General features: G+C 66.7%; 12 protein-coding genes. 9 read left to right on the top strand and 3 right to left on the bottom strand.

Annotation, left to right across the window (positions count from 1 at the left end):
- Positions 1–27 precede the first annotated feature (27 nt).
- On the top strand, positions 28–858 hold the full coding sequence (locus QQZ18_RS15865; protein ID WP_284541922.1) for a carbon-nitrogen hydrolase family protein: 831 nt from the start codon (positions 28–30) through the stop codon (positions 856–858).
- Positions 859–864: 6 nt separating this feature from the next.
- Here QQZ18_RS15865 and QQZ18_RS15870 read toward each other — a convergent pair whose 3' ends face one another.
- Entirely contained in the window at positions 865–1,404 is a 540-nt protein-coding gene (locus QQZ18_RS15870) for a L,D-transpeptidase family protein (RefSeq protein ID WP_284541923.1), read from the bottom strand.
- Between the two features lie 174 nt (positions 1,405–1,578).
- Between QQZ18_RS15870 and QQZ18_RS15875 the strand changes: the two genes are divergently transcribed.
- Together QQZ18_RS15875 and QQZ18_RS15880 are read left to right on the top strand one after the other, a co-directional pair.
- On the top strand, positions 1,579–2,040 hold the full coding sequence (locus QQZ18_RS15875; protein WP_342398929.1) for a DUF1178 family protein: 462 nt from the start codon (positions 1,579–1,581) through the stop codon (positions 2,038–2,040).
- A 68-nt stretch (positions 2,041–2,108) separates the two neighbouring features.
- Positions 2,109–2,600, top strand: coding sequence for an AAA family ATPase (locus tag QQZ18_RS15880; protein WP_284541924.1), 492 nt, complete (start codon positions 2,109–2,111; stop codon positions 2,598–2,600).
- 60 nt (positions 2,601–2,660) lie between these two features.
- Here the strand turns inward: QQZ18_RS15880 and ubiG are convergent, their stop codons facing one another.
- Complete coding sequence (gene ubiG / locus QQZ18_RS15885; RefSeq protein WP_284541925.1) at positions 2,661–3,416, bottom strand: bifunctional 2-polyprenyl-6-hydroxyphenol methylase/3-demethylubiquinol 3-O-methyltransferase UbiG; 756 nt, start codon at positions 3,414–3,416, stop codon at positions 2,661–2,663.
- A gap of 182 nt (positions 3,417–3,598) precedes the next feature.
- Here ubiG and QQZ18_RS15890 point away from each other — a divergent pair, with 182 nt between their 5' ends.
- The 6 genes from QQZ18_RS15890 to QQZ18_RS15915 all read left to right on the top strand — a co-directional run bounded on the left by QQZ18_RS15890 (position 3,599) and on the right by QQZ18_RS15915 (position 12,341).
- The gene (locus QQZ18_RS15890; protein ID WP_284541926.1) at positions 3,599–4,531 is read left to right on the top strand and encodes an alpha/beta hydrolase; all 933 of its coding nucleotides are present in this window, start codon (positions 3,599–3,601) and stop codon (positions 4,529–4,531) included.
- 401 nt (positions 4,532–4,932) lie between these two features.
- Complete coding sequence (locus QQZ18_RS15895) at positions 4,933–6,186, top strand: aspartate kinase (protein ID WP_284541927.1); 1,254 nt, start codon at positions 4,933–4,935, stop codon at positions 6,184–6,186.
- 286 nt (positions 6,187–6,472) lie between these two features.
- Positions 6,473–8,740 (top strand): phosphoenolpyruvate--protein phosphotransferase, encoded by a 2,268-nt coding sequence (ptsP, locus tag QQZ18_RS15900; RefSeq protein WP_284541928.1) that lies wholly within the window; start codon positions 6,473–6,475, stop codon positions 8,738–8,740.
- A 31-nt stretch (positions 8,741–8,771) separates the two neighbouring features.
- Positions 8,772–9,845 (top strand): peptide chain release factor 1, encoded by a 1,074-nt coding sequence (gene prfA / locus QQZ18_RS15905; protein ID WP_284541929.1) that lies wholly within the window; start codon positions 8,772–8,774, stop codon positions 9,843–9,845.
- Positions 9,842–10,735 carry a peptide chain release factor N(5)-glutamine methyltransferase gene (prmC, locus tag QQZ18_RS15910; protein ID WP_284541930.1) on the top strand — a complete coding sequence of 298 codons (894 nt, stop codon included), beginning with the start codon at positions 9,842–9,844 and terminating at the stop codon, positions 10,733–10,735. The genes prfA and prmC overlap by 4 nt, the downstream gene beginning before the upstream one ends.
- A 430-nt stretch (positions 10,736–11,165) precedes the next feature.
- On the top strand, positions 11,166–12,341 hold the full coding sequence (locus tag QQZ18_RS15915) for a DUF4167 domain-containing protein (RefSeq protein ID WP_284541931.1): 1,176 nt from the start codon (positions 11,166–11,168) through the stop codon (positions 12,339–12,341).
- A gap of 151 nt (positions 12,342–12,492) precedes the next feature.
- Here QQZ18_RS15915 and typA read toward each other — a convergent pair whose 3' ends face one another.
- Positions 12,493–14,319 carry a translational GTPase TypA gene (gene typA, locus QQZ18_RS15920; protein ID WP_284541932.1) on the bottom strand — a complete coding sequence of 609 codons (1,827 nt, stop codon included), beginning with the start codon at positions 14,317–14,319 and terminating at the stop codon, positions 12,493–12,495.
- Positions 14,320–14,378: the final 59 nt, after the last annotated feature.

A 14,378-nucleotide genomic window follows, 5' to 3' on the forward strand; every position in this document is an offset into this window, starting at 1 on the left:
TCGCTCGAAAATGCCCAAGGAGGCAAGATGACGCGTCCGCTCTGCGTCGCCGCCGTGCAGCTTCGATCCGGCCGCGATCCCTCAAAGAACCTGCCCGAGGTCGAGGCGCTCGTCCGCGACGCTGCCGCCGCCGGCGCCACCTACGTCCAGACGCCCGAGATGACCAACATCATCGAACGCGACCGGGCGGACATGCTGGGCAAGCTCGAGATCGAGGCGAAGGACGCCTTTGTCGCCCGTGGCGCCGAGCTGGCCCGCGAACTCGGCATCACCTTGCACTTCGGCTCGCTGGCCATCCGACGCGACGATGGCAAGATCGCCAACCGCGCCTACGTCTTCGGTCCCGCCGGCGATCTCCTCGCCCGCTACGACAAGATCCACATGTTCGACGTCGACCTGCCCATGGGCGAGACGTGGCGCGAAAGCGCGGCTTACACGCCGGGCGAGAGCGCCATCGTCGTGAACGCGGCGGGAACCAGGATCGGCCTCGCCATTTGCTACGACCTGCGCTTTCCCCAGCTGTTCCGCGCCTATGGCCACTCCGAGGTCGAGATCATGGGGGCGCCGGCCGCCTTCACCCGCCAGACCGGCGAAGCGCATTGGCACGTGCTGCAGCGCGCCCGCGCCATCGAGAACGGCTGCTTCATGGTGTCGGCCGCCCAGGGCGGCACGCATGAGGACGGTCGCGAAACCTATGGTCATTCGCTGATCGTCGGCCCGTGGGGCAAGGTGATCGCCGAGGCCGACCACGCCAACCCCGGCGTCGTCGTCGCCGACATCGATCTCGACGAAGTGGAACTCACCCGCGCCCGCATCCCCTCGCTGGAGAACGAGCGCCGGTTCACGCTGGCGGAGTAATTTCACTCAGGGATCGATCCGGATCGGCGTGCCGTCAGGCACCCGAGCCCAGATTTCGCGCATTTCGGCGTTTGTGACAGCGATACAGCCGTCGGTCCAGTCGACGAGGTGATGGACGGAGCCAAACCAGCTCCAACCATTGGGTAGTCCATGGACCATCACATTCCCGCCCGGCGGAACGCCGCGCTGGCGTGCCTCGGATAGGTCGCTAGCATCAGGATACGAGATGTGCAGGCTAAGGTGGTAGGATGATCGCGCATTTCGCCAATCGATCCGATATTGGCCTTCCGGTGTTCGCTCGTCTCCCTCTTGGCGCTTAGGCCCTGCATCGGCGGCGGCACCCAAGGCGACCGGGAAGGTGGCGATCGGCATGCCGCCCCTGACGAGCGTCAAAGTCCGATGCGCCTTGCTCACCTCGACCAGGTCGGCTTGCTGTTCCACAGGTGCCATGGGAGGCGGTGAGCCCGAGCCGAAGCGCGCCATGCCGATATGATAGGCGGCCCCTCCAAGGACCAGCAGCAGTAAACTACCCAAAAGTCGCTTCATCCCGCTTCCCGGATTCGATATCAAACTGACTGAGACACGGCGCCTGCTCTGCAAGAAGCGAGATGGACGCCTGAACGAGGGTATTGTGCAATAGCGTGGCGTTTGTTTGCCCGTCCCCCACCGCGTAACCGCAAAAAAGCAGCACCGGTCTTGCGATAGCAAAGCCGGCGCGCCATGTTGAAACTCATGATCCGCTATTCGCTCGTCTGTTCCAATGCCCATGAATTCGAGGGATGGTTCCGCTCCTCGGAGGATTTCGACGTCCAGTCGTCGGCCGGTCTTTGCGCCTGCCCCGAGTGCGGCTCGACGTCGGTCAGCAAGGCACTGATGCGGCCGAACGTCACGACATCGGAAAGCAAGGCCGTCGTTCCGGCTGCCCCGCAGGACAAGCAACTCGTCGCCGTCCCGCCGGAAGCCCGCGAGTTCATTGAGAAGCTGAAGGAAATCAAGGCCGCGCTGCTCGACGGCTCCGAGAATGTCGGCAAGCGCTTCGCCGAGGAAGCGCGCCGCATTCACTTCGGCGAAGCGCCGGTTCGCGCCGTTCACGGCGAAGCCACGGCCGAGGATGCCCGCGCGCTCGTCGAGGAAGGCATCGACATCCTGCCGCTGCCCGTTCTGCCCGGCGAGCGCAATTAAGCCGAGGTGCGTGGCCGAGATCGGCATTTCCCGACGCCGGCCCGAGGCGCCACCGTTCCGGACAAGCCATGAAACAGAAGCCGAAAGCTTTCCTACTCCATGGCTTCGTCGGGGCAGGGAAAACGACCTTCGCCAAACGTCTGGAGAAAGCGGAGATGGCTCTTCGCTTTACCCACGACGAGTGGATGAACCAGCTCTATGGCGAGGACCCTCCGGCGGAGCGCTTTCCGGACTATGCCCGCCGCGTCTTCAACGTCATGGAAACCACCTGGACGCGCTGCCTTGATTTGGGAACCGGCGTGATCCTGGACTTTGGGTTCTGGACGCGGGCGGAACGGGAGCGAACCCGGGCTGTCGTCGCAGAGCACGGCGGCGAGGCCGTTCTCTATCGTCTCAACTGCACCGACGACATGGCCTGGGAGCGCGTCAGCACGCGAAACCGCAGTCTCACCGGAAGCCTTTTCATCGCTCCGAACACGTTTGAGGTTCTGAAAAGCCGCTTCGAACCGCTCGAGGACGACGAAGAGCGCATCGAGATCGCGCCCTGCGATACGCGCTAGCGTCCGAGCACGACGCCCCGCGACCGGAGCGCCGGTTTCGACTGTCGCCGCACTCGAACTTCAGGAAGAGACGGCCGGTCGCGTCGCCAGGACCATGTAGTTCACGTCGGTGTCGTCGCTTTCCTTCCAGGCAAAGCGAATGGGGTCGAACACGACGCCACGCCGGTCGAGCAGCGTCAGACCGGCATCCTGCAACGGCGCTTCCAGTTCCTCCGGCTTGACGAACTTCTTCCAGTCGTGCGTGCCGCGCGGCAGCCAGCGCAGCACGTACTCCGCACCGACCACGGCAAGGCCGAGAGCCTTGAGCGTGCGGTTGAGCGTGGCGGCGATGACGAGGCCGCCGGGCTTCACCAGATCTGCCACGGTGGCGAGGAACGCCGGCACGTCGGCGACGTGCTCGACCACTTCCAGCGCCAGCACGACGTCGAAGCGGTCGCCGGCAGCGAGCAACTCTTCGGCGGTGGTCGCCCGATAATCCACGGTCACGCCGGTCTCGGCGGCGTGCAGGCGCGCCACCTCGATATTGACGGGCGAGGGATCGACGCCGATGACGGCTGCACCAAGCCGGGCCATCGGCTCGGAGACGAGGCCGCCGCCGCAACCGATGTCGAGGAAGCCGAGGCCGGCAAAGGCATCGGCGGCGCGCTCGTCACGGCCGAAATGCCGGCAAACCTCCCGCTTGATATAGGCGAGCCGGACCGGACTGAACCGGTGCAGCGGCTTGAACTTGCCGTTCGGGTCCCACCACTCTCTGGCCATCGCCGAGAAGCGATCGACTTCGGCCTGATCGACGCTGTCACGCTTCACCTCGGTCATGGGATTCTCCGCAAGGCTGTTGCCGGGATAGGCTCCCGACTTTTCGAGCCGCCCGGCCGTCAAGTCAACCCTCGCCTTCGACCGCCGACGAACCCACGAATTCTGGTCATAAGCGGAAAAGCACTCTTTCCGGCGCCGCGCTGAAGCGCTTCACTCGTGAAAAATACGCGTTGGAGGATGTCATGCCGCTTCACCCCGAAATCGCCGCCGATCTCGCCGCAGCCGCCGCGCGCGGCGAACCGCCGCTCAAGGACCTGTCGGCTCAGGTCGCGCGGGCGCGCGCCGAGGCCGAACCGCGCGTTGCCGGCGCACCGGTGAAGGCGGTGGAGACCGTCTCCATTCCCGTTGGCGGCAGCACCATCGTCGCCCGCGTCTATCGCCCGTTCGGCGAGGACGACGTTCTGCCCGGCATCGTCTACATCCACGGCGGCGGCTGGGTGCTCTGCTCGCTCGACACCCACGACAACGTCTGCCGCAACCTTTGCGCCTCCGTCGGCGCCGTGGTGGTGTCCATCGACTATCGCATGGCGCCCGAGCATCGCTTCCCGGTGGCCAGCGACGATTGCCTCGCCGCCGTCCGCTGGGTGGCCGGCCACGCCGGAAGCCTGGGCATCGACCCGGCCAAGCTGATCGTCGGCGGCGACAGTGCCGGCGGCAACCTCGCCGCCGTCACCACCCTGCGCATCCGCGACGAGGGCGGACCGGCCCTCTCCGGTCAGATGCTCATCTATCCGGTGACCGACGACATCGCCGCCGGCCACCCGTCCTACGCCGAGTTCGCCGATGGCTTCGGCCTGACCGCCGACGACATGGCCTGGTTCTGGGATCACTACGTGCCCAACCCGGCCGAGCGCGCCCATCCGCACGCCTCGCCCCTGCGTGCCGAGAGCCTGGCCGGCCTGCCGCCGGCCCTGTTGCTGACGGCCGGCTGCGACGTGCTGCGCGATGAGGGCGAAGCCTATGCCGGCCGCCTCGCCGCCGCTGGCGTCACGCTCGATTTCCGCCGCTACGAGGGCCTGAACCACGGCTGCGCCGGCGACTACGGCCGCCTGCGCGCCGTAACGCCTTTCTTCGAACACCTCGTCACCTGGGCCCGCGCCATCTTCCGCCTCTGAACACCACTGACAATGCAGGAACAGCACCCGAAGCCGCGTCTAGCGGCTTCCGGCGCCAAGCGGCGCCCGTGCGAAGCACGAAAGCCAAGGGCCGGAGGCCCGCCGGCGACTGAGGCCAAGAACAAAGCTGAAGCTGCATAAGCAGCTTCCGGCGCCAAGCGGCGCCGCGCGGAGCGAGTCTTTCAGGACGAAGCCCCGAAAGACGGAAAGCGGAGCGAAAGCCAAGGGCCGGAGGCCCGCCTGCGACTGAGGCAGGAAAGAATAGAACAGCAATCGCCTCCGCGATTGCCCGGCGGCGCACCTTCCTGTATTGAGGGCGCGGCCCTGCGGGTACCATTCGGTTCCCCGCATTTTCACCTCTCGCAATGGGGTTACCGCCCCTCAGGAAACGACGTCGGAAAATGGCTCGATTGGTGATGAAATTCGGCGGCACCTCCGTCGCCGATCTCGATAGGATCCGCAATGTCGCGGCCCACGTGAAGCGCGAGGTCGACGCCGGCCATCAGGTCGCCGTCGTCGTATCAGCCATGGCCGGCAAGACGAACGAACTGGTCGCTCTTTGCCGTGGCGCCTCCGCCCTGCACGACGCCCGCGAATACGATGCCGTCGTGGCCTCGGGCGAGCAGGTGACGAGCGGTCTCCTCGCCATCACGCTGCAGGCGATGGGCGTAGATGCCCGCTCCTGGCAGGGCTGGCAGTTGCCGATCGTCACCGACGGCGCCCATGGCGCAGCGCGCATCCAGTCCATCGACGGTACGCGCGTCATCGAGCAGATGGAGGCCGGCCGCGTCGCCGTCGTCGCCGGTTTCCAGGGCATCGGCCCGGACGGACGCATCTCGACGCTCGGCCGCGGCGGCTCCGACACCTCGGCCGTCGCCATCGCCGCGGCGGTGAAGGCCGACCGCTGCGACATCTACACCGATGTCGACGGTGTCTACACCACCGACCCGCGCATCGTGCCGAAGGCCCGCCGTCTCGACAAGGTCTCCTTCGAGGAGATGCTGGAGATGGCCTCCCTCGGCTCCAAGGTACTTCAGGTGCGCTCCGTCGAGCTCGCCATGGTCCACAAGGTCCGCACCTTTGTGCGGTCGTCCTTCGAGGACCCCAACAACCCCAAGACCATGCCGAACGGCGACCCGTTCGGAACGCTCATTTGCGATGAGGACGAGATCGTGGAACAGGAAGTCGTCACCGGTATCGCCTACTCCAAGGACGAGGCGCAGATCTCCATCCGCCGCGTGCCGGACCAGCCGGGCGTCGCGGCCGCCGTGTTCGGACCGCTGGCCGACGCCAACGTCAACGTCGACATGATCGTCCAGAACATCTCCGCCGACGGGGCCGAGACCGACATCACCTTCACGCTGCCGGCCGCCGACTACGAGCGCGCCACCGCCGTGCTCAACGACAAGAAGGTGGAGATCGGCTACAAGACCTTCGAAGGCACCACCGGCATGTGCAAGGTGTCGGTGATCGGCGTCGGCATGCGCAGCCACGCCGGCGTCGCCGCCCAGGCCTTCAAGGCGCTGTCGGACAAGGGCATCAACATCCGGGCGATCACCACGTCCGAGATCAAGATTTCCGTGCTCATCGACGAGGCCTATACCGAGCTCGCCGTTCGCACCCTGCATTCGGTCTACGGACTCGACAAGGCCTGACACGGCCTGCCGGCGCCGGAGAGGCCCCGGAGCCGACCTGCCCAGCCGACGCGCTCACGCCGATTTGTCGAGCGCTCACGGAAAAGGGCCTCGCCGACCGAACGGCGAGGCCTTATCAACGTGCTGGAGCCCATCCGTTTTCCGGCAGCCGTCCGCAAGGAGATGCTGCCATATTGATGGCTTCAAGCCGGCCGCAAAAAGCGCTAGGGCTGGCAATATGGAGTGGATGAACCCGTCGGCCGGCCTGGCGCCGTTCCGGCCCGCGGGAGAGAGCAGGAAGCCGACGATGCGGGGAGGCCTTTCCGGACCGCGCGTTCTGCTCCGCCGCCTCCGCGAGGTGATGGCGGAGCCGATCAGCGCCCAGGAGCGACTGGACAAGATCGTCGTTACCATCGCGGCCAACATGGTCGCGGAGGTTTGCTCGCTCTACGTCCTGCGTGCCGACGGCGTGCTTGAACTGTTTGCCACCGAGGGCCTCAACCGCGACGCCGTCCACAAGGCGTCGCTCCGGGTCGGCCAGGGCCTTGTTGGCCTGATCGCCGCCGAGGCGGCCGTGCTCAACCTCGCCGACGCCCAGGAACATCCCGCCTTCTCCTACATTCCCGGCACCGACGAAGAGGCCTACCACTCCTTCCTCGGCGTGCCGATCCTGCGTTCGGGCCGGACGCTCGGCGTCCTGGTGGTGCAGAACCGCGTGCGCAAGACCTACTCCGAGGAGGAGGAGGAGGCGCTTCAGACCACCGGCATGATCATTGCCGAGATCATCGCCTCGGGCGAAGTGCTGGGCCTTGCCGCCGCCCAGCAGACCGTGCTCGACCTCAACCGGCCCATGCACGTGCCCGGCATCGTGCTGTCGGACGGCGTCGGCCTCGGACATGTCGTGCTGCACGAGCCGCGCGTCGTCGTCACCAATTTCATCGCCGAGGACCCCGAGCAGGAAGTGAAGCGGCTCACCGCCGCCATCGCCAACCTGCGCCTGTCCATCGACGACATGATCGACAGCGGCGAGGTCGCCCATCACGGCGAGCATCGCGACGTGCTCGAAGCCTACCGCATGTTCGCCTACGACCGCGGCTGGACGCGGCGCATGGAAGAGGCGATCGTCCGCTCGGGCCTCTCCGCAGAGGCGGCGGTGGAGCGCGTGCAGTCCGATACCCGCGCCCGCATGCAGCGGCAGACCGACCCCTACCTGCTTGAGCGCCTGCACGATTTCGACGACCTGACCTATCGCCTGCTGCGCGAGCTGATGGGCAAGGACAAGAACACCGAACTGCCGGAGAACGCCATCGTCGTGGCGCGCTCGATGGGCGCCGCCGAGCTCCTCGACTACGATCGCTCCAAGCTGCGCGGCCTCGTGCTCGAGGAAGGCACCTCGACCAGCCATGTGGCCATCGTCGCCCGTGCCCTGTCCATTCCGGCCGTCGGCCAGCTCGCCAACGTCGTGTCGCTGGCCGAGAACGGCGACAGCATCATCATCGATGGCGAGAGCGGCTACGTGCACCTGAGGCCGCCGGCCGACGTCGAGCAGGCCTACGTCACCAAGGTACGCTTCCGCGCTCGCCGGCAGGAACGGTATCGCCAGTTGCGCTTCAAGGCGCCGGTGACGCTCGACGGCGTGCGTATCGCCCTCAACACCAACGCCGGCCTGCTGTTCGACCTGCCGCATTTCGACGAGTCGGGCGCCGATGGCATCGGCCTGTTCCGCACCGAACTGCAGTTCATGATCGCGCCCACTTTCCCCAAGCTGGGCCAGCAGGCGGAGCTCTATTCCAAGATTCTCGACGGTGCCACCGGCCGGCCCGTCACCTTCCGCACGCTCGACATCGGCGGCGACAAGGTTCTGCCCTACCTCACCCGCTCCGTGCAGGAAGAGAACCCGGCCATGGGCTGGCGGGCCATCCGCATCGGGCTCGACCGTACCGTCATTCTCAGGACACAGATACGCGCCCTTCTCAAGGCGGCCGGTGGTCGCGAACTGCGCGTCATGTTCCCGATGATCTCGACGGTCGACGAATTCGTCAGGGCCAAGGAACTGGTGAAGGGCGAGCAGCGCTTCCTGGAAAAGCACGGCCATGCCCTGCCCTCGTCGCTGAAGCTCGGCGCCATGATCGAGGTGCCGGCGCTGCTGTTCGAACTCGACGAGCTGCTGTCGGTGGTCGACTTCGTGTCGGTCGGAACCAACGACCTGTTCCAGTTCATGCTTGCCGTCGACCGCGGCAACGCCAAGGTGGCCCAACGCTTCGACGCGCTCGCGCCGTCCTTCCTGCGTGCGCTCCGCACCATCGCGCGCAAGTCGGCCGAATACGGCAAGCCGGCCACGCTGTGCGGCGAGTTGGCCGGCACGCCGCTGACCGCAATGGCGCTGATGGCCATCGGCTTCCGGTCGATGTCCATGGCGGCCACCTCGGTCGGCCCCGTCAAGGACATGATCCGCTCGGTCAACCTCGGCGAGCTGGAAGCGCTGCTGGCGCCGGCCCTCAACCGCCCCGACGGTCCGCCGATTCGCAAGCTCCTGCAGGACTTTGCCGAGTCGCGCGATATCCCGCTCAATTGACCCGGCTCCCGATCAAGGCTCCCGCCTAGGCATGACTCCCTTCGACGCCCGTCTCGAGGCCCTCCTCGACCGCTTCGCCATTCTTGAAGCGCGGCTTGCCGGCAACCCGGATGCCGACACCTTCGTACGCCTGTCGCGCGATTACGCCGAACTGGAGCCGCTGGTCGCCCGCATCCGCGCCCTGCGCGATGCCGACCGCGAGCTCAACGACATCGAGGCGATGCTGGCCGATCCCGCCACCGATCCCGACATGCGGGCGCTCGCCGAGGCCGAACGGCCGGAGCTGCTCGAAAGGGTCGAGACCCTCAGACAGGACGTCCGGCTGGCGCTGCTGCCGCGCGACCGTGCCGACGACAAGAGCGCCATCCTGGAGGTGCGCGCCGGCACCGGTGGGGACGAAGCGGCGCTATTCGCCGGTGATCTCTTCCGCATGTACCAGCGCTACGCCGAGACGCGCGGCTGGCGCGTTGAGGTGATGAGCGTTTCGGAAGCCGAACTGGGCGGCTACAAGGAAATCATCGCCTCGATCGACGGCACTGGCGTTTACGCCCGGCTGAAGTTCGAGTCCGGCGTCCACCGGGTACAGCGCGTGCCGGTCACCGAGAGTTCGGGCCGCATCCACACCTCGGCGGCCACCGTGGCCGTGCTGCCGGAGGCCGAGGAGGTGGATATCGCCATCAACGAATCCGACCTCCGCGTCGACACCTTCCGCTCGTCGGGCGCTGGTGGCCAGCACGTCAACACCACCGACAGCGCCATCCGCATCACCCATATCCCCACCGGCCTCGCCGTCGCCTGCCAGGAGGAGCGGTCCCAGCACAAGAACCGCGCCAAGGCGATGAAGCTGCTGCGCTCCCGTCTCTACGAAATGGAGCGCGAAAAGGCCGACAGCGCCCGCGCCGCCGATCGGCGCGGCCAGGTCGGCTCCGGTGATCGCTCCGAACGCATCCGCACCTATAACTTCCCGCAGGGCCGCCTCACCGATCACCGCATCAACCTGACGCTCTACAAGCTGCCGCAGGTGATGGAGGGCGACCTCGACGATGTCGTCGACGCGCTGATCACCGATCATCAGGCCAAATTGCTGGCCGAAGCGGAAGCATGAACGGGCTCCCGACCCTCGCGACCCTGCTCGCCGACGCCCGTCGACGCCTGACGATGGCCGGCGTCGACACGGCGGCAATCGACGCCCGTCTGCTCGTCGAAGCGGCCACCGGTGCCAGCCGGCTCGACCTTCTCGCCGCCGCCGATCGCACCGTCGCGGCCGAGGCCGCCGCCCGTCTCGACGGCTGGGTGGACCGTCGCGCCACCGGTGAGCCGGTCGGCCGCATTCTCGGCGCCACGTCCTTCTACGGCCTCGACTTCGCGCTCGGTCCGGACACGCTGGAGCCGCGCCCCGACACCGAGACGCTGGTCGAAGTGGCGCTGGCCGCCGTCCGCACGGGCCTCATCGCCGGCGCTTCGCCCGATGGCACGGGCCTCCGCCTGCTCGACCTCGGCACCGGCACGGGCGCCATCGCCGTGGCGCTGCTCGCCAAGATGCCCGGAGCAAGCGGCATCGCCACGGATCTGGCGCCCGGCGCCCTGGATGTCGCCAGGACGAATGCCGCCCGCAACGGCGTCGGCGGCCGGTTGGATTTCGCCCTCGGCGATTTCTTCGCCGCGGTCAACGGCAGCTTCGATCTCGTCGTTTCCAACCCGCCGTATATCGCGAGCGACGTCATCGCCGGCCTCGACCGCGAAGTGCGTCTGCACGATCCCCGGCTCGCCCTCGACGGCGGCTCCGACGGGCTCGACGCCTACCGCGCGATTCTCGCCGGCATCGACGAGCATCTTGCCGCCGGGGGCTTGCTGGCCGTCGAGATCGGCTGGGATCAGGGCCAAGCAGTCGCGGCGTTATTCAGGGCGGCGGGACTGATGGAAATCGAAGTCCACCGCGACCTCGGCGGCCGCGACCGGGTGGTCTCGGGCCGGCGTAATATGCAATTTGACTGAGATTCCCTCGCTTTATTGACCTTGACGCCAAAATTCAGCTTGGAAAGTCGCATCGAAGCAGCTACGGTCCTCCGTAGAGAATCGGCTGTATTTGACGTCACCGTCGAAAAGCCGTATTCGGGAGGCATGACCTCTTGCCTTGGCGGATGAGCAGTCGGAGCTCGCTCACAAAGTCCGGTTGCCGGCAGAGCCAAGGCGTGGGCCACGATCCCGCTCAGACCCGTTCTCGATACGATCAAACGTAGAGGATGCTGAGGCGACACCGTCATGGGCTGTAAGCGCCCGATCTGACGGTCGTTCTTGACGGATGATGTGTTTGCACCTGGCGCCGCGACTTCGCCGGTCCCTCATGGGAACCCCGCAGTCAACGAGACCCGCGGCCTCGCGCCTCGTGCTTTTCTGACCCGCGAAGGCAAGAGATAGCGGACATATGAGGCAGAACCAGCAGAACAAGCAACGGATGCGCGGCCGGCCCAACCGCAAGGCTCCCAATCCGCTGACCCGGTCGTTCGATTCCAACGGCCCGGACATCAAGATCAGAGGCACCGCCCTTCACATCGCCGAAAAGTACACGCAGCTCGCCCGCGACGCGTCGTCGGCCGGTGACCGGGTGATGGCGGAGAATTACCTCCAGCACGCCGAACACTATTACCGCATCATCGCCGCCGCGCAGGCCGCGCAGGCCGCCGCCGCGCAGGGGCGCGAGGACGACAGCGAGGACGACGATTTCGAGCCGATCGGATCCGACCGTTTCGAACCGCGTCAGATCGAAATCCGCCAACCCGGCCAGTTCGACACCAACAATCGCCAGCCGAACGAGCAGCGTGAGCCGCGCGAGCAACGCGAAGGCGGCTACCAGAACCGCGACGGTCAGCAGCGCGACTACAACCGCAACGGCGACAACAATCGCAACAACGGCGACAACAACCGCAACGGCGATACCAACCGCAACAGCGGCGACGCAAATCGCAACAACGGCGACGCCAATCGCAACGGCGATGCCAACCGCAACAACGGCGACAATGGCGACCGCCAGCAGCAGGACCGCAACGAGTACCGCCGCGACCGCCGCCAGCGTTTCGACCGCTTCGGCCGCGACAATCGCGGCGATCGGCAGGGGCAGAACCAGGACAACCGTGGCGGCGAGCGCCAGCAGCAGCCGGCCATGGTGCCGACGCTGGCCGATGCGCCGCAGCCCGACGTCAGCTTCCCCGATTCGCCGCAGCCAGTCGTCCGCGCCGAGCGCGAGCCGCGTCCGGCACCGGTCGCCACGGAGGCTGGCCTGCCCGCCTTCCTTCTCGATCGTCAGCCGCGCGCTTCCGACCCCGCCCCGGTGACGGTGGCCGAACGGCCCGCGCCTGCGCCGGCTGCGGAGCGTCCCGCTCCGGTCGCCGAGCGCCCCGCCGCCGAACCGGTCCGCGAGCCGTCACCGGAACCGGTAGCCGCCGCTCCGGCCGAGGCAGGAGCCGAGGACGAGGCGCCGCGCAAGCGCGTTCCTCGCCGTCGCGCCACCACCATCGGCACCCCGATCGCCTCGACCACCCGCCCGCGCACCCGCCGCGCCAAGGCGACGACCGAAGGCAGCACCGAGGGCGGCGAAGGCTGAGGCCTGCGCAACCAACCGACAAGACTTTCCCTGAGGACCGCGTCGTCACCGACGCGGTCCTTTTCGTTTCAGGACTGGACGACGCGACGCCACATGCAAAAAGGGCGGCGCCGCATGGCACCGCCCTTTCCTTGAATTCTCGAAGCGTGGCTTAGGCCGCCGCGTCGCGCGACCGCTCGCGCTTGCGCTCGATCGGATCGAGCGTCGTCTTCCTGAGGCGGATCGACTTGGGCGTCACCTCGACCAGTTCGTCTTCCTGGATCCAGGCCAGCGCCCGCTCCAGCGTCATGCGGATCGGCGGCGTCAGGCGCACGGCCTCATCCTTGCCGGCCGAGCGGACGTTGGTCAGCTTCTTGCCCTTGAGCACGTTGACTTCGAGGTCGTTCTCGCGCGTGTGCTCGCCGACGATCATGCCCTGGTAGACCTTCCAGCCCGGCTCGATCATCATCGGGCCGCGATCCTCGAGGTTCCAAAGCGCGTAGGCGACGGCCTCGCCGATATCGTTGGAAATCAGCACGCCGTTGCGCCGACCGGGCAGTTCGCCCTTGTGCGGCTGGTAGTCGTGGAACAGACGGTTCATCACCGCCGTGCCGCGCGTGTCGGTCAGGAGCTCCGACTGGTAGCCGATCAGGCCGCGCGTCGGCGCGAAGAACACCAGGCGCAGGCGGTTGCCGCCGGACGGGCGCATCTCCACCATATCGGCCTTGCGCTCGCTCATCTTCTGCACGACCACCGAGGAGTACTCCTCGTCGACGTCGATCACCACTTCCTCGATCGGCTCCAGCGTCTCTCCGGTCGCTTCGTCCTTGCGGAAGACGACGCGCGGGCGCGACACGGCCAGTTCGAACCCTTCGCGACGCATGGTCTCGATCAGCACGGCAAGCTGCAGTTCGCCGCGGCCCGAAACGAAGAACGAATCCTTCTCGGTGCTTTCCTCGATCTTCAGGGCCACATTGCCCTCCGCCTCGCGCAGCAGGCGATCGCGGATCATGCGGCTCGTCACCTTGTCACCCTCGGTGCCGGCGAGCGGCGAGTTGTTGACGAGGAAGGTCATGGTGACGGTCGGCGGATCGATCGGCTGGGCGTGCAGCGGCTCGGTCACTTCGAGCGCACAGAAGGTTTCGGCCACCGTACCCTTGGTCAGGCCGGCGATCGCCACGATGTCGCCCGCCTCGCCGACGTCGATGGCGGTGCGCTCGAGACCGCGGAAGGCCAGAAGCTTGGAGACGCGGCCCTGGTCGACGACGTTGCCGTCCTGGTCGAGCACCTTGATCGTCTGGTTGGTCTTCACCGAACCCGAGGTGATGCGGCCGGTAACCACGCGACCGAGGAAGGGATTGGCTTCGAGCAGCGTGCCGATCATGCGGAACGCCGCGTCCTTCTCGACGTGCGGCGGATCGACGTGACGCAGCACCAGATCGAACAGCGGCGTCATGCCTTCCGCTTCGTTGCCTTCCGGCGAGGTCGAGAACCAGCCATTGCGGCCCGAACCGTAGAGGATCGGGAAGTCGAGCTGCTCTTCGGTGGCGTCGAGGTTGGCGAACAGGTCGAACACCTCGTCCACCACCTCGTGGATGCGGGCATCCTGGCGGTCGACCTTGTTGATGGCGACGATCGGCTTCAGGCCAACCTTCAGCGCCTTGCCGACCACGAACTTGGTCTGCGGCATCGGCCCCTCGGCGGCGTCGACCAGCACGATGGCGCCGTCCACCATATTGAGGATACGCTCCACTTCGCCGCCGAAATCGGCGTGACCGGGGGTGTCGACGATGTTGATCCGCACGCCGTGCCAGACCACCGAAGTCGCCTTGGCAAGGATGGTGATGCCGCGCTCCTTCTCGAGGTCACTGGAGTCCATCACGCGCTCGGCGACCTTCTGGTTTTCGCGATAGGTGCCGGATTGCTTCAGAAGCTCGTCGACCAGGGTCGTCTTGCCATGGTCGACGTGCGCGATGATGGCGATGTTGCGCATTTGCATGGGCGTACTCGGTTGGGAAAAGACAGACGGCCCGAAGCGAGCCTCCGGACCGTCATTCT

Origin of the sequence: Pleomorphomonas sp. T1.2MG-36 (assembly GCF_950100655.1) — a bacterium.
In the GTDB taxonomy this organism is placed as follows: Bacteria; Pseudomonadota; Alphaproteobacteria; order Rhizobiales; family Pleomorphomonadaceae; genus Pleomorphomonas.